This window comes from Humibacter ginsengisoli, from assembly GCF_054780095.1.
The window spans coordinates 150155-171128 of sequence record NZ_BAAGWZ010000001.1 but is presented as its reverse complement, the minus strand read 5'-3'; the positions used below and the strand labels follow the sequence as shown (position 1 = coordinate 171128).

The following is a 20974-nucleotide window of genomic DNA, read 5'->3' as shown; positions in this document are numbered from 1 at the left end:
CAACGGTAGGGCCGGCGCCGCAGCCGCGCGACGCCGGCGACACCGTGTTACTGACCGGACCGGTGCTGGTGGTAGTAGTCCAGGAGCGCCCGGGTGGAGGCATCCTGTGCCTCGATCGCCGCCTCGTCGCCCTCGATCGCCGGAGCGATCTGCAGGGCGAGTTGCTTGCCGAGCTCGACACCCCACTGATCGAACGAGTTGATGCCCCACACCACGCCCTGCGTGAAAGTGATGTGCTCGTACAGCGCGATCAGTTCGCCGAGCACCTTCGGCGTGAGCGCCGTACCCATGATGGATGTCGTCGGCCGGTTCCCGGGGAACGTGCGCGCGGCGACAAGCGCTCCGGTGGTGCCCTCCGCCTCGACCTCTTCGGCCGTCTTGCCGAACGCGAGCGCCTTCGTCTGCGCCAGGAAGTTCGCCAGGAACAGCCCGTGCACGTCGCGGTCGCCGTCCTTGAGCGGATACGCCGGGTCGGCGAATGCGATGAAGTCCGCCGGGATGAGGCGGGTGCCCTGGTGGATCAGCTGGTAGAACGCGTGCTGCCCGTTGGTGCCTGGCTCGCCCCAGAAGACCTCCCCGGTCGTGGTCGTGACCGGGGAACCATCCCACCGAACGGACTTGCCGTTCGACTCCATGGTGAGCTGCTGCAGGTACGCCGGGAAGCGGTGCAGCAGCTGCGAGTACGGCAGCACGGCGTGCGACTGCGCGCCAAGCAGGTTCGAGTACCAGACGTTCAGCAGGCCCATCAGCACCGGCACGTTCCGCTCCAGCGGAGTGGATGCGACATGCTCGTCGACGGCGTGGAACCCGGCGAGGAAGTCGGCGAAGTTCTGCGGTCCGAGCACTATCGCCAGCGACGTGCCGATTGCGGAGTCGACCGAGTACCGCCCGCCGACCCAGTCCCAGAAGCCGAATGCGTTGTCGGTGTCGATGCCGAACTCGGCGACCTTGTCGAGCGCCGTCGAGACGGCGATGAAGTGGTGGGCGACGGCATCCTTCTTGCTCTGCTCGTCGCCGCCGATGGCACCGGATGCCTGCAGCCCCTCCCACAGCCAGTCTCGAGCGAGGCGAGCGTTTGTCAGTGTCTCGAGCGTGGTGAACGTCTTGGACGCGACGATGAAGAGCGTGGTCTCCGGGTCGAGGCCCGACGTCTTCTGCGCCAGGTCAGTGGGGTCGATGTTGGAGATGAAGCGAGCCTCGATGCCGGCATCTGCGTAAGGCTTGAGGGCCTCGTAGACCATCACCGGTCCGAGGTCGGAGCCCCCGATGCCGATGTTGACCACGGTCGCGACCTTCTTGCCGGTCACGCCCGTGAACTGTCCGGAACGCACTCGATCGGCGAACGCGGCGATGCGGTCGAGCACCTCGTGCACGTCGTGGTCGACGTGCTGGCCGTCGACGACCAGCTCGGGCGAGGCATCCGCGGGCCTGCGCAGCGCGGTGTGCAGCACGGCACGGTCCTCGGTGGTGTTGATGTGGCGGCCTTCGAGCATCTGGGCGAAGCGATCGGCAACGCCGACCTGCTCTGCCAGGCGCACGAGGGAAGCGAGGATGTCGTCGGTCACGAGGTTCTTGGAGAGATCGACGTGCAGGTCGGCGAGCTCGAGGCTCAGTCGCTCGACGCGTCCCGGGTCGGCGGCGAACCAGCCGCGCAGGTCAGGGGCGAAGGCTTTGCGGTGGGCTTCGAGCTCTGCCCAGGCGGATGTCGTGGTGGGGTCGACGGGTGCATTCACCCGGTTAACGCTAGTGGCGATTGAGCCGAGAGCCGAGCGAGTTTGCTCGCTTGGCCGAGGCGATTGAGCCACTGAGCGGCGTCAGCCGCGATAGCGGCGATTGAGCCGAGAGCCGAGCGAGCTTGCTCGCTTGGCCGAGGCGATTGAGCGGGTGAGCGGCGTCAGCCGCGATAGCGGCGATTGAACTGTCATGTTCACTCCTCGGGCTGTAGGCGCAGCGTGTTCGGGTGGGCCTTCTCTCCCACGACCGTTCCGACGATGCGCTGCCCGTAGCGGTCGTACTTGCGGTGATACTCGGCGTCGAGCGTCGCACCCTCCACGTCGTCGGCGGGAGTCAGCGTCACGTCGCGCTCGACGCCTCCGGCACGGATGCGCGCACGTCCGGCCCGCTTCGCCCGCACGAACCAGGGATTGGTTGCGCCGTACGCGGAGCGCACGTACACCTCGTCGCCGATGCGCACCGTCCAGATGGTCACGTAGGGACGCAGCGAGCCGTCATCGCGGCGGGAGGCGATCTGCAACTCGTCCGATCGCCCGATCGCGTCGAGCTCGGCGGCGCTCCAGCCACTCTGTTCCGGGGTCATGTCCCCAGTCAACTGCACCGCGAGCGTGAACGGGAGTGCGGACCGTTCCCGGTAACGCCAGTACCCCCTTCGAGGCAGCCGGTTACGCCGTCTTCATCACCGTAGCGGTGAAGTTGTGCACCCGGCCGAGCAGGGCATCCGCTCGCTCCGCGATGTGCTCAGCGGACTGCGCGTGCGGCGGGGTGATGCGGATGAGCAGCGAACACGCCAGGTCGTCACAGATGTAGGAGCCGATCGTGTTGCCGTTGCGCCCGGACTCGCCGGCCCGCGGCGCAGTGAACATGCGCACCTGCGTCGCCGGCTGCGCGGAGTGGCAGAACGAGCACATCGCCGCGATGCCCGGCCGCAGCCCGCCGCTTGCCGCGCGCAAGACGATCCCGGTGGGGCGGTCGTTCATCCAGTGCACGATGTAACCGAGGTGGGATGCCTGCGGGTCGCGCCAGCCGAGGAACTCGCGTTCGTCCCAGAGCGTCTCGTGGATGCCCGGAATGGGCAATCTCGCCAGTTGTTCCGGTGTGGCGTTCACGAACGACGAACGGATGTCTTCTACTGTCAGCGGCTTCACGCGGCTCCTATTCCGTCTCGGCACGACGACGGCCCCAGGATAACGGCGGTGCACGGATGCCGCACCCACGGCTCGCACGTCGCACTATCGTCCTGGTATGGCCGAGGAGCAGGCATCCGTGAGCATCCGCAAGGCGACGACCGCGGATGCGCTGGGCATCGCCCGCGTGCACGTGCGGTCGTGGCGCGAATCGTACGGCCACGTGTTCTCGGCGTTCCTGCTCGATGGGCTGAACGTTCAGGCGCGTGCGGAGCGGTGGCGTCGCATCATCGCCTCCGGCCTCACGGTGTGGGTCGCCGAGGCGCAGACGCCGAGGGGCGAGCGGATCGTCGGATGGGCGTCAGCGGGCCCGGCTCGCGACCCGAACGGGCCTGCACCGCATGAGTTGCAGGGCATTTACGTGCTACGCGATCACTACGGAACCGGCGCCGGGCAGCAGCTTCTGGATGCCGCGCTCGGCGACTCTCCTGCGTACCTGTGGGTGCTCGCCGACAACCCGCGGGCGCAGGCGTTCTACCGGCGCAACGGCTTCGAGCCGGACGGCACCACGAAGGTCGACACGTTCGGCGGGGAGCCGGCGAGTGAGGTGCGGATGGTACGTCGTGGCACGGCAGCGGTTGCGCACGATGGCGATGTCGACAGGCCGGGCTCCGCCTCGCACGATGCCGAGGGTGGCGAGGGATGAGCGGGTACGAGGCGGGCGCTGCGGTCGCGATCCTGCCTCTGGATGCCGGTCTTCCGCTCGGCGGCTATCTCGCGGATGCGCGCGAGGCGACGGCCCCGAACTCGAGTCTCACCGTGCGCGCTGTCGTGCTCGCCTCCGGCGATGTGCGAGTCGCCATCGTCGTGTTCGACCTGCTCTACGCCGGAGCGGGACTCACGTCGCGCCTTCGCGAACTGCTCGAGACGCGTCTCGGGATGCCCGCCCATCGCGTGCTCGTCGCGGGCACGCACACGCACTGCGGACCACGTGACATCACGCTCGAGACGGGACCGGAGCTCGTCGAGACACTCGCCCAAGCCGGGTTCGGCGTGGTGGAGGAGGCTCTCTCACACCTCACCCCGGTGCGGGTCTTGTCGGACGTCGTCGGCGGCGTCGCGGTCGGACGAAGCCGCCGTGATCCCGAAGCTCCCGTCGACCACGACGCGCATCTCGTCGTGTTCCAGGCCGCGGACGACAGCGTCGTCGCCACGCTCGTCAACCTCGCGTGCCATCCGGTCGTGCTCGACGACGCCTGGCGTCAGTACGACCCCGACTTCGTCGGGCCGCTGCGCTCGCTCGTCGAGGATGCAACGGATGGTGTCTGCGTGTTCCTGCAGGGCTTCGCCGGCGATGTGAACCCGGTGCGAGTGGAGAGTTCTGCCCGGGAGGCGCGACGCGTGGGTCTCGGCGCCGCCGGCGCCATCGTCGCCCGGATCGCCGAGATCGCCGCCACCGGTCGCGAAGCCGGCGTGATCAATCTCAGGCTCGACACGGTCGTGCCGGTCGACCTGCACCAAGCCGCAGTGCATTCCGGGCCGCTCGCCACGGCATCCGTCGTCGTTCAGGCCGCGCGACGTGCGGGAGGGGTGGAGCGAGGCCCCTCCGCCACTCCGACAGCTATTGCCATGGAGGAATGGATCACGGGCCTGCGCAGAGAGCACAATCCGGTCTTCAACTCGATGGAGCTCGGGGCATCCGATGCCGACATACCGCTCGAGGTTCAGGTGATCGGGGTCGGCGACTCGCTTCGGCTGGTCGCGTTCCCCGGCGAGCCGCTCGGTGCGCTCCGTGCCGAAGTCGCGGCGCGGTTCCCCAACGCCCACGTCCTGACCATCGGCTACGCGAACGGAGCGCCCGGCTACCTGCCCGATCGTGCGGCCTTCGCGGAATCCGGTTACGAGGTGGGATGCTCCGTTGTCGCGCCCGACACCGCCGAGCGCCTCATCGCGGCGATACCCGAGCCGGGCGCGGGCGCGGGTTGAGCCTGTGCCTGTAGACACCAGCTCGGCCTAAGGCGCCGCTGATCGACAAAGTTCCTGTCCGGGATGGTCGTTATCGGCGCCGGAAACGGCAACCGCGGACAGGAAAGTCTCGAGGCCGCGAGACTTGCCGTCCGAATGTGTCGTCACGCGGCCGAGTTCGCGACCACTTCGGACCGGAATTCCGAGACGGCGCCCACATGACCCCTACGGCAGCACGCCGACCGAGGCGAGCGCCGCGCGCACGAGCGCGCCGCGGCCGCCCTCGAGGTCGGCACCGACCTGCGGCGAGGATGCCTCGGCCGGCGACATCCAGGTGAGCTCGAGGGCATCCTGCCGCGGCTCGGTCGTGCCGGTGACGGGCACGACGTAGGCGAGGGACACAGCGTGCTGGCGGTCGTCGTCGAACGCGGAAACGCCGGGAATCGGGAAGTACTCGGCGACCATGAACGGCACAGGGCTCGCGGGCAGCTGCGGGAATGCCATCGGCCCGAGGTCCTTCTCGAGGTGCCGGAACAGCGCGTCACGAAGGGTCTCGCCGTACATCACGCGGCCCGATACGACGGTGCGGGTGATCTCGCCGACCGCGTTGGCGCGCAGCAGCAGGCCCACCTCGGTGACCTGGCCGAGCCCGTCGACTCGAACGGGAACGGCCTCGACATAGAGGATGGGCATCCGCCGCCGCACCTGCTCCAGCTCGATGTCGCTGAGCCAGCCCGGTCCGACGCCGGGCAGCGCCCCGTCGTTCGACGCCTGGTCGTCCGGGTCGGGGTCGGGTGTGCGCACCTCCATGGGTCGATCTTACGGATGCCCGTGGCTGCGCCCGCCCAGCGGCTCATGTCCCGCTGGGCTCGCCTCGGTCGACGGATTGGAGATCCGACCGCAGCAGGCGGAACTCCTTGCGCTGCAGCATCCTGAGCAGCGCCGCTGCCGGGAACCCGAATGCGGCGCGCCCAGGCTCGACGGGATACGGCTCGATGGCGGTCACGACATAGTCCTCGCCGCGAAAGACGACCTCGCAACGACCGGCAGCAACGATGTTGCGGTACCACTGCACCTCGGGGCCGTAGGTGAGCTCGGCCACGAAACCGTCCGGCACCTTCGCGAGGATCACCGGCGTCTCGTACACCGTTCCGCTCTTCCGGCCGACGTTACGCACGAGCGAGAACGGCCCGATGCCACGGCGGGCGAGCCTGCGCGTCACCCGGTTGAGGCTGTTGTTCAGCACGGAGAGAAACCCGCGCTTGGAACGGCTCATCGCTGCCATGTGTCGCCTCCCCTTCCTGGCGTTGGTCGACGCATCGACGGGATGCGACGGCCTCCGGCATCTGCGTCGCGGCGACCATTGCAATCTAGCCAGGCACCCGAAGTCTGGCAGTCGTGCACCGACGAGCGGGACGGACTCTGTGCCGCGAGTCATCGCGGCACGCATGTTCATGCCCTTCGCTTCTAGCAATCACGCTAGACGCAATTTAGCACTAGTGCTAAATTGCTAACGTGACTGATGCTGCGAGCGACGTATTCACCGCCCTTGCCCACCCGACTCGGCGGCAGATCCTGCAAGACCTCAAGGACGGCGAGATGGCGGCAGGAGAGATCGCCGGGCGGTTCAAGGCGACCGGCCCGACCATCTCGCGTCACTTGAGCGTGCTGCGGCAGGCAGGTCTCGTCACCGAGCGACGTGATGCGAACCGCATCCTCTACTCCCTTGTCGGGGACCGACTGGCACTGTCTGTCGGCGACTTCCTCTCGACGGTGTGCCCGGAGCAGATCGTCCTACGCGAGGTGCGCAAACGCTCCACCTCTTCCCGCAGGGACCGCCCGACGGAGGCGACGGCATGAGCGCCTTCGGCTCCCTCAAAGCACAGCTGCGTCGTCGACTTCTCATCAGCTATGCAATCGATCCGACAGTTGCCTCTCGGCTTCTGCCGCAACCTTTCCGCCCGAAGCTGGTCGATGATCGGGCTGTCGGTGGATTCTGCGTCATCGGGATGCGCTCAGTCCGGCCGGGATGGCTGGCGGCGCCCGTCGGAATTCGTACGGAGAATGCCGCACACCGAATCGCCGTGGAGTGGGACGAGCGCGGGCGAACCCGATCGGGGGTCTACATCTTCGAGCGGCACAGCTCTTCGCTGCTACCCGTAGTCACCGGGGGCCGGTTATTCCCCGGAATACAGAAACACGCCAGGTTCAAACTCGAGGAGACCGCGACGCGCTTCAGAGTCGAAATGGACGCCCGCGACACGTACGCACTGGCTGATGTCGAGCTCAATAAGGACTGGTCGAGTCGGCTCTTCCCAACCGTCCAGGCTGCGTCTGACTTTTATCGCAATGGCACGATCGGCTGGTCCCCGCGTCGCGACGGTCGCAGCGCCGAACGCATCGAGCTCACGTCGAACGCGTGGGCGGTACAGCCGGGCCGCATCAACGAGATCCGCTCGTCGTTCTTCGACTCACTGCCCGGCAGCGCCGCGGAGCTCGACAGCGTCGTGATCATGCGCGATCTGCCCCTCGTTCTCAGCAGCCCTCGCGGTGCCGCTCTCGATGGTGGCGAGCTAGACCTGGTCGACGCGTAGACACGCGGCACCGCGCGCACGAGGGTCGGCCGGACTCCGGGTCACCGGCCGAGACGGGGCATCATTCGTCCGGCCTCGGTGTCGGACTCGACGTAGCCCGAAGCGACCAGGCTTGGATCTCCCAGTGTCGTCCTCCTTGTGGATTCGAGTTCGAAGTCAACAACAGCGCCAGGCCACAGCTGGTGTCCGTCAACGAGTGGCGTTTCCGGCCGGTGAGGTGGCCGGTCATGATGTGGTACGGGTCGAGGGAATTCAGGAGGCGGAGCTTGAAGGTTCCCGGATCGATGTTCCCGCACAGGCTGATCGCGTTCTCGAGTTCGGATTCGGGCTCCTGTGGGAAGAGCTTCCGCAGTGCCGGCAGCTCGGGCCCGGACGGCTCGGCGAGCACAGCCAGCGTCTTGTCGTAGAGCGGTCGAAACGAACTCGGGTTCGCGTCTTCGGTCGACAACGGATGGGACGGCCCGACGCCCGAACTGCAGCCACTGAGCGCTGCGCCGACCGCCAGCAGAGACACCGCCCATCCCAGGATGTGCCGCCCGCCTCGACGCGAACTTCGGATCATGAGACAGCGATCAGAAGCAACCCAGCGGCCCGAGCGAAGAGGGCGAGGCTCCAGTTCACAGGTCGAGACTAGCTGCCACCTCCGGCGAAGCAACTGCCTGAGCTCATTAGCGGTGGTACACGTCACGACGGTGGGAAGTGGAGACGGCTTCGACGATGAGGCGTTGATCAAGGATGCGATAGATCACGCGATACTCGCCCCTGCGGGCGGAGTAAAGAGGCGCAAGGGGCTCACGCAAAGGCTTGCCGAGCCCGCGCGCGTTCTCGCGCAGTGCTCCCATGATGAACTCGAACGCGGCGGCCGCGACTTTCTCTGGCAGGTCCTGTTCAAGAGCTCGTCGGGCGACTCGCGTAAAGACGACCTCGCAAGGCCGGTCACGTCGTACGCCTACCGCTGCAGAGCCGCCAGCACGATTCCGATCGGGATGCTGACCAGCAGCACCGCAACGACGATTCCGTAGAGCCACGCCGCCCAGCGCAGCCTGGCGGCGACGTGCCGCAGGTGCAGGAGCTGCAGCACCAGCATGACCACGAGAAGCGCTCCGCCGATGCCGACGACGAACGGAATGCGCACCAGGTCGCCGACAACGACCGCGGCGTTCCCGAGGTTCCAGCACACAAGCTCCACCGGGAAGCCGACCCCCGTCATCGGCGACGGCGCCACATAGCGCCGCATGATGCCGAAGAGGCACTGCGCAACTCCGCAGACGAGCACGAGGTAAGCGGCCAGCCACGGCCCGCTCGCGAACCGGAGGGGTGTCGACACGGCTGCGACGAGCCCGCCGAGGACGACGAATGCGGAACCGATCAGAAAGAAGGTGAGGGCGAAGCGAGCGTTCATCGCGCCGAAGCGTAACGCGTGCTCATTCCGCGCGATCGTCGCCGGTGTGCACGAACTGCAGGCTCCAGGCCTCCGGTCCGCGCTTCAGGTATGTGACCGCGAACCGATCGCCAGTGCGGTCGCGGACCTGCGCCAAAAGCGGGAGCGGATCGTGCGATGCGACGAGTACGAGGCCGTCTCGCGGCCGCAGCGAGTCGAGCGCCCCGAACACGGTGGCGTGCCGGATGCTGTGCGGCACCTCGCGCACATCCAATTCCGGGAATGCGCCACCCTCCACCACGCCGCACTCGCACACGGCGGTCTCGAGCAGCGGGCGGTGCTCGGGCGACGGGGCGTGCGCTCTTTCCACCCCGTCGCCGTCCTGGTCGGGCTCGGCGGCGGCATCCGCTCTGCCCACTTCGGTCCCGCCGACGCCTGCCCTGTCCGAGGGCGCCCGCGTTGCGGCGTCGGCGAGAGTCAGAAGCACGTGCGCGCTCTCCACCGCGTGGAGCGCGTGTCGCACGTGTGCGGCGATGTACAGGATGCCGCCGGCCTCGAATCGCTCGGTCGCGTCATCGATCTCGATGTCGACGACACCGGAGAGCACCTGGATGAGGATGGGCACGGCCGCCTCGTGCTCCGACATGGTCTGTCCCTCATCGAGAGAGAGCCGCACGACACCGAATCCGGGAGCCTTGAGGATGCGCTTGCTTGCGACCGCATCCTCCCGCAGCCGAAGCAGATCGATCAGCGACTCCGCATCGTTCGCGATCGTGATGCTGCGCTCGGCAGCCCCTGAAGCGTTCACCGGATCCTCCTGTTCATCTCGATCCGAGTTTAGAGCATCTCCGTCCGTTTTATTCAGCAGTGCTGAAACACGTAGGCCCGGTTCCCCTTCGGCACCAGGTTCCGGTCCCGCAGAATCGTCATGGCCGGTCTGCTCGGCCGTGCACAGTTCGAGGTCCATGACCCCTTGAGATCGTCGGTGTACTCGATGTCGATGACGCGGCTGCCGTAGACCTTCTTGTACGACCCGCACTCGCTGTACGTCAGGCACTCCTCAGCGATGGCGAAGTCGTAGCCGGCCGCTTTGGCCCGCCTTGACTCATCCGGCGTGTTCTTCTGGCCGGCCGCCAGTCCACGTTCATGCGCTCGGGCCACAAGGATCCTCGCGAGAGCGAAGTTGCCGGCTTCCGTGAGCCGGCCCGTGAATCGTGTGTAGGAGTCGAGGTTGTCGAACTCGACCGCGTCGAAGCCCCGCGAGGCGCACCGATCGATCGACTTGCCGAGGACGCTCGCGATGTCATCGCGTTTGGCCGCCGTCGTCGTGTCGAGGATCATCTCGTCCGGCCAGCCGGGGTCGTGCAGGGGTTTTCCACTCGAGTCGCGGAGCACGTCGGAGCCATGCGCCTTCAACCACATCGCGTTCTCCTGGCCGCCCTGCGTCTGGAATCCGTTGATGTAACAGATGTTGTATCTACCGGCCGCAGGTCGCGATGTGCTGTCCCGTTCGACGATCGTGACGTCGGGCGCGGGCGGGTACGACCCGCCGAGTTGGTAGTCCGGGATGCCTGACGTCGGCAGTTCACTGACCGACCGGGTGCTCGAGACGGTGGCCGACGGCCGCTTCGAGGTGGTCGAGCAGCCAGCTAGCGCGGCCACGACCACGACCACGAGTACGAGCGAGGTCATCGTCTGAGGAAAACGCACGGGAGGATCCTGGCACGCGGCGACCCCGGGTTCGCTTACATCGAGGTGCGCTCGTCATTCGACCGACGCGGACCCTCGGCGCGCATCGACGGCACGACGACGTGTCTGCGACGCCACGGCGCAGAGAGCTGCGACCGCCGCGAACACGACGGCCGCTCCCGCGAACATCCAGCTCACTCGCGGCTCGAATGCTGCGGCGGATGCGTCCCCCGCGAGCACTCCGAAGACGGCCACTCCGAGCGCGCCGCCGACCTGCCTCGCGGTGTTGCTGGCCCCGGATGCCGCACCCGAGGCATCCGGTAACGCCGCCAACGCCGCGGAGACGACAGCGGGCGTCAGGATGCCGATGCCCGCTCCCCAGACCGCGAGCGACACGGCAAGCGCCACGAGCCACGCCGGCCCCACGATGCGGATGCTCGCAGCCAGTCCCGCGAATCCGAGCCCCGCGACGGCCAGCCCGATCGCCGCAGTGCGCCAGTGCCCGAACCGCGCGACCAGCCGCCCGGCCGGTGCACCGAGCAGGGGAAGGGGCAGCATCCCGGGCAGCAGGAGCAGCCCCGCGGCCAACGGCGGCAGGCTGCGAACGTCTTGCAGGGTCTGCGTGAGCACGAACAACGCGCCGAGCACGCTGAAGTTCATCAGGCCGGCGACGCCGCACGCCGCCAGGAGCGGGCGACGTGCCCCCGTCGGCACGCGCAGCAACGGATGTCTCACACTCAACTCGAACCGCCACAGCGCCAACGCCGAGACCACGACGACCGCGATTGCGGCGCCGGCGAGCACCGGATTCTCCAACTGCACGACGGCGGTGACCAGCGCTGCGAGCATGACGATCAGCGCGGACGCTCCGAGCCAATCGACGCGCCCGCCCCGGCGCTCTCCGGATTTTGCCGGAGCGCGGGATGCGATCACCGGGACGACCGCGGCGACGACGACCGGTACGTTCAGCCAGAACACCGCCCGCCAGCCGGCCCCGCCGACGAGAAGGCCACCGACGAGGGGTCCAGCGGGCAGCGCGGCCCCTCCGATCGCCGCCCACACGCCGACCACCCGGGAGCGCGCTGCGCCGTCACCCGCGCGGTCGACGAGCAGGGCGAGGGTGCCGGGCAGCACGAGGGCCGCGCAGACTCCCTGCAGGGCGCGTCCGGCCACGAGCATCGGCCATACCGGGGCGGTCGCGCAGATCACGGAGGCCAACCCGAAGCCGAGGAATCCCGCGATCACGAGCCTGCGGTGGCCGAGACGGTCTCCGATCGCCCCCGATGCGAGCAGGAGTGCGGCGAGCGGCACGGTGTAGGCATCCACCACCCAGACGAGGCCCGGCGAGTGCACGCCGAAGCCGGCGCCGATGCTCGGCAGGGCGACGTTCACCACCGTCACGTCGAGCAGCACGAGGAAGTAGCCGCCGCACAGCGCAGCGGTCAGGGTCGGGCCTGCCGTCAAAAACGATGCCCGCGTCGGAATCGAGCCGGTTCGTTCACGCCTCACGTTCACCCATCGTTGTCGAGGAACGCTTCGGGATGCGCCGAAACGATTGCGACGTAGCCTGGCGATTATGCCGATCATCAGCTCCACCACCACGAGCAGCGCGCGCGGCGAACCGGATGTCGCCAGGGCCGCGTCCGCGTTCTCCGACCCGCGCCGCGCCCGGGTGCTGATGGCGCTGGCGGATGGCCGCGCGCTGCCCGCGGGACGACTGGCGGAGGAGGCCGGAGTCGCGGCATCCACCGTCAGCGAGCACCTGTCGCTGCTTCTGGACCTCGGCCTCGTCGCGGTCGTGCCACAGGGACGGCACAGGTATTACCGGCTGGCGAGCGCCGACGTGGAGGGCGTTCTCGAGGCGCTGGCGCGTATCGCCCCGCGCACGCCGATCACGTCACTGCGCGAGCACACCCGTGCCGAGGCGCTCCGCACGGCCCGCACCTGCTATCACCATCTCGCCGGCCGCCTCGGCGTCGATCTGTTCCGGCACCTCATCGCCACCGGATGCGTCGTGGGCGGGGACGGCCTGCACCACCGCGATGACACCGCCGATCGACTCTCGGCTCCCGGTCGCAGCGACCGCTACCGCCTCACGGAAGCGGGCGCCGCGACCCTCTCCGCTTGGGGCATCCCGGATGCGGCGCTCAGCACCCGAACGCCCCTTCGGTACTGCGTCGACTGGACGGAGCAGGCACACCATCTCTCCGGTGCACTGGGCACCGCGGTGGCGACGAGGTTCTTCGAAGCCGAGTGGATCGAGCGCGGGAGAGTGCCGCGGAGCATCCGGGTCACCGATCGAGGGCACGACGCACTCGACGAGTTGCTCGGAGCCGCTCCCGCCACACGGTCGGCGTAGCGGGCCCCCTGCCTCACTCGGCCAGCGCGTCTACGATCAGCTCACTCAACTCCTGCGGCTTCGTGAACTGCGGCCAGTGTCCGGTGGCAAGACCGGCGATGTGCAGCGACGACAGCCGCGGGGTGTCACCCAGCCAGCCGACGCCACGATCGATGAGCTCGTTCAGGTCCTCGGCCGACATGGTGGTGATCACGATGGTCGCCGGCACGTCCAGCCGCCGTTCGTCTGTCAGGTGCAACGGGTCGGTCGCCGCATGCGACGGCGACGGGTGCGTGTGCGCGGCGATCTCCTCCCCCAACTCGGGCGTGATGTCGCGCACGTCGCCCTCCTCGAAGGCATCCCAGCCGGGGAAGGGCATGTCCGCGTCGTCGTGCGGAACCTCGTCGTTGACGATCGACCCTTCTGCGCCGGGCCAGCTGTCGACATAGACCACGCGATCGACGCGATCGGGGCGCCGGTCGATTGCGCCGTATGCGACCAGCGCTCCACCGCTGTGCGCCACCAGGGCGACCTTCTCGTCGGCGGGCACCTCGTCGATGAGGTGCACGACATGGTCGATGTGCGTGTCGAGAGTGATTCCGTTGCGGTCGGCGTCGTCCGCCTCCAAGCCGGGCATGGTGAGCGGATGCGTGCGGTGGCCGGCAGCCTCTATGGCGGGAGCGACCGCATCCCACGATGAAGCGTCGAGCCAGAGTCCGGGAATGAGGAAGGTCTGCATTCGCCCGACGGTAGCGCGAGCCACTGTCGTTCGCGCAAGGCGGACGACAGTGGTCTGTGCTGTCATGGAGCGATGAGCGACGTGCTCGACCGCTTCTCCCCCGCCACCCGTGCGTGGTTCGAGGGGGCGTTCGACGCGCCCACGACGGCCCAGCTGGGAGCGTGGGATGCCATTTCCCGTGGCGAGCACACGCTGGTGATCGCCCCGACCGGGTCGGGGAAGACGCTCGCGTCGTTCCTGTGGGCGATCGATCGCTTGATGCATGACCAGGCCGGCGAGAAGCCGAACAAGAAACGCGGAACGCGGGTGCTCTACATCTCCCCGCTGAAGGCGCTCGGCGTCGACGTGGAGCGCAACCTCCGCTCGCCGCTCGTCGGCATCACGCAGACCGCGAAGCGGCTCGGAGCGGAGCCGCCGAACGTCACCGTCGGCGTTCGCAGTGGCGACACGCCCGCGAGCGACCGGCGAGCGTTGCTGTCGAAGCCGCCGGACATCCTGATCACCACCCCCGAATCCCTGTTCCTCATGCTCACGTCGCAGGCGCGGGAGACGCTCGCGAACGTGCAGACCGTCATCGTCGACGAGGTGCACGCCGTGGCCGCCACCAAGCGTGGCGCGCACCTCGCGGTGTCGTTGGAGCGCCTGGATGCCATGCTCGCCTCGCCCGCACAGCGCGTCGGCCTCTCTGCGACCGTGCGACCGCCGGAGGAGGTGGCGCGGTTCCTCGGCGGACGCAACCCGGTGACGATCGTCGCCCCGCCTTCGCAGAAGCGGTTCGACCTCAAGGTGATCGTGCCGGTCGAGGATATGAGCGACTTGAGCCCTGCGGCACACGAAGACGATCAGACACCGCAACGCGGATCGATCTGGCCGCACGTCGAACAGGCGATCGTCGACCGCGTGCTGGAGCACCGGTCGTCGATCGTGTTCGCGAACTCTCGCCGGCTGGCCGAGCGGCTGACCGCGCGGATGAACGAGATATATGAGGAACGGCTCGACGAGGGCGCCGAGCACGTCGCGCCCGGCTCTGTGGCACCGCGCCGTGCCCCCGCCGAACTGATGGGCGGTTCCGGCCAGACAAAGGAAAGCCGCGCGGCCGCGTCCGCCGATCCCTGGTCCGTCAGCACGGTCGTTGAAGAACGCCGTCGCCCCGACGAGTGGACGGCAGGAGCGGACGAGACGCATTCCGCCTCCGGCATATTGGCTCGCGCCCACCATGGATCGGTGAGCAAGGAGCAGCGCGCCGTCATCGAGGACGACCTGAAGAGCGGACGCCTGCGTTGCGTGGTCGCCACGAGCAGCCTCGAGCTCGGCATCGACATGGGCGAGGTCGACCTGGTCGTGCAGGTCGAGGCGCCGCCGTGCGTGGCGAGCGGCCTGCAGCGCGTGGGCCGAGCCGGGCACCAGGTGGGCGAGGTGTCGAGGGGCGTGATGTTCCCGAAGCACCGCTCCGACCTCATCAACACCGCCGTCGCGAGCGAGCGGATGGTCGCAGGCCTCATCGAGGAGCTGCGGGTGCCGGCGAATCCCCTGGACATCCTCGCGCAGCAGACGATCGCGGCGACCGCGCTCGATCCGATCGACGTCGACGGATGGTTCGACACCGTTCGCCGCAGCGCTCCGTTCGCCACTCTGCCGCGCAGCGCCTTCGATGCAACGCTCGACCTCGTCGCCGGACGATACCCGAGCGACGAGTTCGCGGAGCTGCGTCCGCGGGTCGTCTGGGACCGCGACCGCGGCATCCTCACAGCCCGCCCCGGCGCGCGGCGGCTCGCGGTCACGAGCGGCGGCACCATCCCCGATCGCGGCCTGTTCGGCGTCTACATGGTCGGCTCGACCGATGAGACGAATCCGGCGAAGGGCGGCCGGCGGGTCGGCGAGCTGGACGAGGAGATGGTGTACGAGTCGCGGGTCGGCGACGTGTTCGCGCTCGGGGCGACGAGCTGGCGCATCCAGGAGATCACCCACGACCGCGTGCTCGTGACCCCGGCATTCGGCGAACCGGGACGCCTGCCGTTCTGGAAGGGCGACGGCATCGGGCGGCCTTCCGAACTCGGCGAGGCGGTCGGCGCGTTCGTGCGCGAGGTGTCGTCGGCATCGGAGACGGATGCCCGTGCTCGCGCCGCCGACGCCGGGCTCGACGTGCTCGCGATCGGCAACCTTCTCGCGTATCTCGACGAGCAGAAGAAGGCCACAGGACACCTGCCGACCGACCGCACACTCGTGGCCGAACGGTTCAGGGACGAGCTCGGGGACTGGCGCATCATCTTGCATTCCCCGTACGGCATGCAAGTGCACGCGCCCTGGGCGCTGGCGGTTGCGGCTCGCGTACGAGAGCGCCTCGGCGTGGAGGGATCGTGCATCGCCAGCGACGACGGCATCGTGGTGCGCGTTCCCGACACGGAGTCCGACCCGCCCGGCGCCGACCTCTTCGTCTTCGAGGCGGACGAGCTCGAGCAGCTCGTCACCGACGAGGTCGGCGGCTCCGCCCTGTTCGCCTCGCGGTTCCGCGAGTGTGCAGCGCGGGCCCTCTTGCTGCCGAAGTACAACCCGGGCAAGCGGTCGCCGCTGTGGCAGCAGCGGCAGAAGGCGGCACAGCTTCTGGATGTCGCGCGCAAGCACCCGCAGTTCCCGATCATTCTCGAGACCATGCGGGAGTGCCTGCAGGATGTCTACGACCTGCCCTCGCTGCGGCGCATCGCGACGCGGATCGCGGCGCGTGACATCCGCATCGTCGAGGTCGGCACCGAGGAGGCCTCGCCGTTCGCGCGCTCGCTGATGTTCGGGTATGTCGCTGCGTTCATGTACGAGGGCGACTCGCCGCTGGCGGAGCGCAGGGCGGCCGCGCTATCGGTGGATGCCTCACTGCTCTCCGAGTTGCTCGGTCGCGCGGAGCTGCGCGAGCTGCTCGACCCGGCAGTCATCGAGCGCGTCGAGCGCGAGGTGCAACGGTTGACACCGGAGCGACGGATGTTCGGCCTCGAGGGGGCCGCAGACCTGCTGCGCCTGCTCGGGCCGCTCACGGCCGACGAGGTGGCGCGGCGGTGGCGCACTGGGCGGGTGATGACAGAGCAGGTCGCCGACCCGGGGGTCGCCGATTCGGGGGACGCCGACCCGGGGGTCGCCGATTCGGGGGTCGCCGACGAGGAGGTCGCCGATTCGGGGGCCGACCCGGGGGTCACCGACGAGGAGCTCACCGATTCGGGGGTCGCCGACGAGGAGATGACCGGCCCGGCGGCGGCCCGCGCGGCTCTCGACGAGCTGGTCGCCGCGAAGCGCGCGCTCCGCGTGACAGTCGCGGGCGCGGAGCACTACGCCGCCATCGAGGACGCGGCCCGGTTGCGCGACGCACTCGGCGTTCCACTTCCGATCGGCGTGCCGACGGCCTTCATCGAACCGGTGGCCGATCCGCTCGGCGACCTACTCGGCCGCTACGCGCGCACGCACGGCCCGTTCACTATCGGCGACGCGGCATCGCGCTTCGGCCTCGGCGCGGCCGTCGCACACGACACGCTCCGCCGGCTCGCGCAGGACCGCCGCATCACGGAGGGCGAGTTCCGCCCCAACGCGAGCGGCACCGAATGGTGCGACGCGGAGGTGCTGCGGCGCATCCGCCGCCTCTCGCTCGCCGCGCTTCGGCACGAGGTGGAGCCCGTCGATCCGAAGACCTTCGCACGGTTCTTGCCGGACTGGCAGCATGTCGGCGGCGGACTTCGGGGAGTGGATGCCGTGGCATCCGTCATCGAGCAGCTCGCCGGAACTCGTATTCCCGCCTCGGCATGGGAGAGCCTCATCCTGCCGTCGCGCGTGGCGGACTATCAGCCGGCGATGCTCGACGAGCTGACCGCGAGCGGCGAGGTGCTCTGGAGCGGCAGCGGCTCGCTGCCCGGCAACGACGGGTGGGTGAGCCTGCACCTGACCGACAGCGCACCGCTCACGATGGCACCGCCGCCGGAGCACGCCACCGACGAGCTGCAGCGCGAGGTGCTCTCGGCTCTCGGTGCGGGAGGCGCGTTCTTCTTCCGGCAGCTGTCGGATGCCGTGGGTTCGCTCGACGACGCCGCCCTCACGACCGCGCTCTGGGACCTGGTGTGGGCCGGGCTCATCACGAACGACACGTTCGCGCCGCTGCGCGCTCTGACGGGCGGTCGCGGCGCACACAAGCCTCAGCGAGCGACGCCGCGCGCACGGGTGAGAATGCCCCGCGCCTACGCGAGGCCGACGATGGCGGAGGGTCTGCGCGCGGCATCCGCACGTTCCGGCCCGCCCACCACTGCCGGACGCTGGTCGATTCTGCCGCTGGCCGAAACGGATGCCACGGTGCGCGCGAAGGCCGTCGCCGAGACCCTGCTCGACCGGTACGGCGTCGTCACGCGGGGCAGCGTGATGGCCGAGAACCAGCCGGGCGGCTTCGCGCTCGCCTACCGCGTGCTCAGCGGATTCGAGGAGTCCGGCCGCGCCCGCCGCGGATACTTCGTCGAGACGCTCGGCGCCGCGCAGTTCTCCACGAGCACCACCGTGGATCGGCTGCGCACGTTCACGCTCGACACCACACTCGAACCGCCGCGCAACGCGGTCGCGCTCGCTGCGACCGACCCCGCGAACCCGTACGGGGCGGCGCTGCCGTGGCCGCAGGCATCCACGGCGGGAGGCGTCGTCTCGGCCACTGGCCACCGGCCAGGACGCAAGGCAGGCGGGATCGTCGTGCTCGTGGATGGCGCGCTCGTTCTGTACGTCGAACGCGGCGGCAAGACGACGCTGCTGTTCGACCACGACGAACAGGTGATGCTGCCGGCGACGCGCGCGCTGGCGGATGCCATCCATCGCGGTCGCATCTCGACGCTCACGATCGAGACGGTCGGCGGCGATTTCGTGCTCGGCACTCCGTTCGGCGAGGCGCTCATCGCCGCCGGCTTCGCGCCCAGCCCGCGCGGTCTGAGGCTGCGGTCGTGACCCGACGATTGCACGCACCAGCGCAGTTCCACTCACCAGCGCAGGCAAACATCCCGAAAACAGGCGCATCCTGCCTGTTTTCCAGAGGAAAGCGCTCTTCTGCCTGTACTGGCCGGGTGGCGTGCGTGTCCATCGGGTGTGCTGACGCTCCGGTAAGGGTGATGGATGCCTGAGGGCGACAGTGTCTACCGCCAGGCGCGCATGCTGAACGAGGCGCTGGCCGGCTCGGTGCTCACCCGCTGCGACCTGCGTGCGCCCGCCTTCGCCACCGTCGACCTCACCGGACAGCTCGTGCACGACGTGGTCAGCCGCGGCAAGCACCTGCTCATGCGAGTGGGACCGCAGACGATCCACAGCCACCTCAAGATGGAGGGCGAGTGGCGGGTCTACGCGCCGGGCGAGCCCTGGCGCCGGCCGGCGTTCCAGGCACGTGCGGTGCTGGGCACGGCGACAGCCCAGGCGGTCGGTTTCGAGCTGGGCCTTCTGGAGGTGCTCCCGACCACTCGCGAAGCCGATGCCGTCGGCTACCTCGGCCCCGATCTGCTCGGTCCCGACTGGGACGAGCGCGAGGCTGTGCGCAGGTTGTCGGAGCATCCGGATGCGGCGATCGCGGTCGCCCTGCTCGACCAGCGCAACCTCGCCGGGCTCGGCAACGAGTACGTGAACGAGCTGTGCTTCGTGCGAGGGATGCTGCCCACTCGCCCGGTGCGCGAGGTGGACCTGCCGAAGACTGTCGCCCTCGCCCACCGGATGATCGTGGCCAACAAGGACCGCGCGATCCGCTCGACGACGGGCGAGACCCGACGAGGCCGCACGTCGTACGTGCACCGCCGGGAGGGGATGCCGTGCCGACGCTGCGGCACCCCGATCGAGCGCATGCGGCTCGGCCGTAACGACCTCGAGCTCCGCGAGACCTGGTATTGCCCGGTCTGCCAGACGTAAGCACACCCTGCGCTCCCCGCTCCGCCCTCGTGCGGCCGCTCCTCCGCTCCGCAGCCCCTAGGCACTACAGGCGGAACGCGCCGGAACAGGCAGATCTTGCCTGTTCCGGCGTGGCAACCGCATTCCTGCCTGTTTTCGCGTGGCACGAGCGGCGGGAAGGCCGCCTCAGGCCGCGGGGCCCGATGTCAGAGTCACGTTCGCGGAGTGCGAACCTGCGCTGTCGACCCACGTGATCGTCACGGAGTCGCCCGGCTTGTGCTGCGCGAGGGCCGCGGTGAGGCCGCTCGAGGACGTGATCGCCGTGCCGTCGACCGCCGTGATCGTGTCACCGGCCGTGAGACCCGCGGATGCCGCCGGCGTCCCGTTGATCACGCCACCCACAACTGCGCCCTGCGTCGCGTTCTGCCCACCGCTGTATCCGAGCTCGGAACTGCCCAGACCGGCACCGCCGAACCCGGAGTAGCCGGAGGAGGCATCCGATGCCACCTCGACTCCGAGGAACGCCGGCAGCCCGAGGGTCACGGTCGAGCTGGCCTGCCCGGACTCGATCTGGTGTGCGATGCCGAGCGCTGTCTCGATCGGGATCGCGTAGCCGTCCGACACGTTCTGGTTGGCGGATGCCGCCGTGTCGATGCCGACGACCTCGCCCTGCGAGTCGTAGAGCGGTCCGCCCGAGTCGCCTGCCTGGATGTCGGCGTTGGTCTCGATCATCCCGGTCAAGGATTCCGATGCGACCACGCCTTCCGCCTGCGTCGTGACCGACTTGCCAGTGCCGGTGACCGCTCCGGGCGCCGCGACCAGAGTCCCCGTGCCGCCGGCATTGCCGACGGCCGTCACGTTGTCGCCGACCGAGACTCCGCCGTCGTCATCGAGGGTCGCGGTGGCGAGCCCGGATGCTCCGCTCAGCTGCAGCACGGCGACGTCGTCGGTCGCGTCCGTGCCCACCACGCTCGCCTTGTAGCTCGCGCCGGTGGCCGGGATGGTGACGGTGATGCTCGTGGAGCCCTCGACGACGTGGTTGTTCGTGAGGATCTCGCCGGAGCTCGTCAGCACGATGCCTGTTCCTGCCGCCTCAGCGCCCTCGTAGGCGAGGTCGGTGTCGATCACGGCCACGCCCTTCTCCTCGCTCGCGGTAGCGGTCTGACCGCTGCTGGAGGACGAACCCGTCGAGCCCTGCCCGCCGCCGTATGACCAGCCGGCGCGCTCGCTGTTGTGAGCTATCGCTGTCTTGGAGAATGCCGCGGCGACGCTGTCCACGGTCGCCACGCTGGCCGTCATGCCGGCCAGCCCGAAGGCGACGGATGCCGCCACTGCGGCCGTGATCCAGCCCGCCGTGCGTCGCTTGTTGCTGTCGTTGCGCATGATCTTCGTTCCGTTCAGGTCGAGTCGATGCATCTAGTGCACCGCGGCGAGTCGGAAAAGCTCTTTGCTTGCTCCATGTACTTCCTATGAACGGTGAGGACTTCCTTTGCGGCGGCTATGCGACCGTCGCTTGACACCATCGCGGCGCTT

At 68.9% G+C, this 20974-nt stretch carries 20 protein-coding genes; 7 read left to right on the top strand and 13 right to left on the bottom strand.

Annotated features, from left to right (window positions below; genetic code table 11):
* Window positions 1–47 precede the first annotated feature (47 nt).
* From pgi to ACYVI5_RS00565, 3 genes are all read right to left on the bottom strand, one after another.
* Window positions 48–1733, bottom strand: coding sequence for a glucose-6-phosphate isomerase (gene pgi / locus ACYVI5_RS00575; RefSeq protein WP_460578555.1), 1686 nt, complete (start codon window positions 1731–1733; stop codon window positions 48–50).
* 194 nt (window positions 1734–1927) lie between these two features.
* A complete protein-coding gene (locus tag ACYVI5_RS00570; protein ID WP_460578554.1) occupies window positions 1928–2317 on the bottom strand; it encodes a DUF2255 family protein in 390 nt (129 codons plus the stop codon).
* 82 nt (window positions 2318–2399) lie between these two features.
* Complete coding sequence (locus ACYVI5_RS00565) at window positions 2400–2882, bottom strand: FBP domain-containing protein (RefSeq protein ID WP_460578553.1); 483 nt, start codon at window positions 2880–2882, stop codon at window positions 2400–2402.
* Window positions 2883–2979: 97 nt separating this feature from the next.
* Between ACYVI5_RS00565 and ACYVI5_RS00560 the strand changes: the two genes are divergently transcribed.
* Both ACYVI5_RS00560 and ACYVI5_RS00555 read left to right on the top strand, forming a co-directional pair.
* Window positions 2980–3567, top strand: coding sequence for a GNAT family N-acetyltransferase (locus ACYVI5_RS00560; RefSeq protein WP_460578552.1), 588 nt, complete (start codon window positions 2980–2982; stop codon window positions 3565–3567).
* On the top strand, window positions 3564–4847 hold the full coding sequence (locus ACYVI5_RS00555; protein ID WP_460578551.1) for a hypothetical protein: 1284 nt from the start codon (window positions 3564–3566) through the stop codon (window positions 4845–4847). The genes ACYVI5_RS00560 and ACYVI5_RS00555 overlap by 4 nt, the downstream gene beginning before the upstream one ends.
* 204 nt (window positions 4848–5051) lie before the next feature.
* Here the strand turns inward: ACYVI5_RS00555 and ACYVI5_RS00550 are convergent, their stop codons facing one another.
* Both ACYVI5_RS00550 and ACYVI5_RS00545 read right to left on the bottom strand, forming a co-directional pair.
* The gene (locus ACYVI5_RS00550; protein WP_460578550.1) at window positions 5052–5636 is read right to left on the bottom strand and encodes an NUDIX hydrolase family protein; all 585 of its coding nucleotides are present in this window, start codon (window positions 5634–5636) and stop codon (window positions 5052–5054) included.
* A gap of 43 nt (window positions 5637–5679) precedes the next feature.
* Entirely contained in the window at window positions 5680–6111 is a 432-nt protein-coding gene (locus tag ACYVI5_RS00545; RefSeq protein ID WP_460578549.1) for a PNPOx family protein, read from the bottom strand.
* 230 nt (window positions 6112–6341) lie between these two features.
* Between ACYVI5_RS00545 and ACYVI5_RS00540 the strand changes: the two genes are divergently transcribed.
* A complete protein-coding gene (locus tag ACYVI5_RS00540; protein ID WP_460578548.1) occupies window positions 6342–6686 on the top strand; it encodes a metalloregulator ArsR/SmtB family transcription factor in 345 nt (114 codons plus the stop codon).
* The gene (locus tag ACYVI5_RS00535; RefSeq protein ID WP_460578547.1) at window positions 6683–7420 is read left to right on the top strand and encodes a YqjF family protein; all 738 of its coding nucleotides are present in this window, start codon (window positions 6683–6685) and stop codon (window positions 7418–7420) included. The genes ACYVI5_RS00540 and ACYVI5_RS00535 overlap by 4 nt, the downstream gene beginning before the upstream one ends.
* Before the next feature lie 61 nt (window positions 7421–7481).
* On the opposite strand, the gene ACYVI5_RS00530 is transcribed toward ACYVI5_RS00535, so the two are convergent.
* From ACYVI5_RS00530 to ACYVI5_RS00505, 6 genes are all read right to left on the bottom strand, one after another.
* Complete coding sequence (locus tag ACYVI5_RS00530; RefSeq protein ID WP_460578546.1) at window positions 7482–7934, bottom strand: hypothetical protein; 453 nt, start codon at window positions 7932–7934, stop codon at window positions 7482–7484.
* A gap of 154 nt (window positions 7935–8088) precedes the next feature.
* On the bottom strand, window positions 8089–8262 hold the full coding sequence (locus tag ACYVI5_RS00525; RefSeq protein ID WP_460578545.1) for a type II toxin-antitoxin system RelE family toxin: 174 nt from the start codon (window positions 8260–8262) through the stop codon (window positions 8089–8091).
* A 107-nt stretch (window positions 8263–8369) separates the two neighbouring features.
* Window positions 8370–8822, bottom strand: coding sequence for a hypothetical protein (locus ACYVI5_RS00520; protein ID WP_460578544.1), 453 nt, complete (start codon window positions 8820–8822; stop codon window positions 8370–8372).
* 22 nt (window positions 8823–8844) lie between these two features.
* Window positions 8845–9609 (bottom strand): DUF2249 domain-containing protein, encoded by a 765-nt coding sequence (locus tag ACYVI5_RS00515; protein ID WP_460578543.1) that lies wholly within the window; start codon window positions 9607–9609, stop codon window positions 8845–8847.
* Window positions 9610–9662: 53 nt separating this feature from the next.
* Window positions 9663–10493, bottom strand: a complete 831-nt coding sequence (locus tag ACYVI5_RS00510) for an endo alpha-1,4 polygalactosaminidase (protein ID WP_460578542.1) — start codon at window positions 10491–10493, stop codon at window positions 9663–9665.
* 72 nt (window positions 10494–10565) lie between these two features.
* A complete protein-coding gene (locus ACYVI5_RS00505; protein ID WP_460578541.1) occupies window positions 10566–11999 on the bottom strand; it encodes an MFS transporter in 1434 nt (477 codons plus the stop codon).
* Between the two features lie 67 nt (window positions 12000–12066).
* Between ACYVI5_RS00505 and ACYVI5_RS00500 the strand changes: the two genes are divergently transcribed.
* Window positions 12067–12849: an ArsR/SmtB family transcription factor gene (locus ACYVI5_RS00500; RefSeq protein WP_460578540.1), complete on the top strand. Its 783-nt coding sequence runs from the start codon at window positions 12067–12069 to the stop codon at window positions 12847–12849.
* A 13-nt stretch (window positions 12850–12862) separates the two neighbouring features.
* Here ACYVI5_RS00500 and ACYVI5_RS00495 read toward each other — a convergent pair whose 3' ends face one another.
* Window positions 12863–13567 carry an alpha/beta fold hydrolase gene (locus tag ACYVI5_RS00495; protein WP_460578539.1) on the bottom strand — a complete coding sequence of 235 codons (705 nt, stop codon included), beginning with the start codon at window positions 13565–13567 and terminating at the stop codon, window positions 12863–12865.
* A gap of 72 nt (window positions 13568–13639) precedes the next feature.
* Between ACYVI5_RS00495 and ACYVI5_RS00490 the strand changes: the two genes are divergently transcribed.
* Together ACYVI5_RS00490 and ACYVI5_RS00485 are read left to right on the top strand one after the other, a co-directional pair.
* Window positions 13640–18520 carry a DEAD/DEAH box helicase family protein gene (locus tag ACYVI5_RS00490; RefSeq protein ID WP_460578538.1) on the top strand — a complete coding sequence of 1627 codons (4881 nt, stop codon included), beginning with the start codon at window positions 13640–13642 and terminating at the stop codon, window positions 18518–18520.
* Window positions 18521–18685: 165 nt separating this feature from the next.
* The gene (locus ACYVI5_RS00485; RefSeq protein ID WP_460578537.1) at window positions 18686–19462 is read left to right on the top strand and encodes a DNA-formamidopyrimidine glycosylase family protein; all 777 of its coding nucleotides are present in this window, start codon (window positions 18686–18688) and stop codon (window positions 19460–19462) included.
* Between the two features lie 165 nt (window positions 19463–19627).
* Here ACYVI5_RS00485 and ACYVI5_RS00480 read toward each other — a convergent pair whose 3' ends face one another.
* Window positions 19628–20857, bottom strand: coding sequence for a S1C family serine protease (locus ACYVI5_RS00480; RefSeq protein ID WP_460578536.1), 1230 nt, complete (start codon window positions 20855–20857; stop codon window positions 19628–19630).
* Window positions 20858–20974 lie beyond the last annotated feature (117 nt).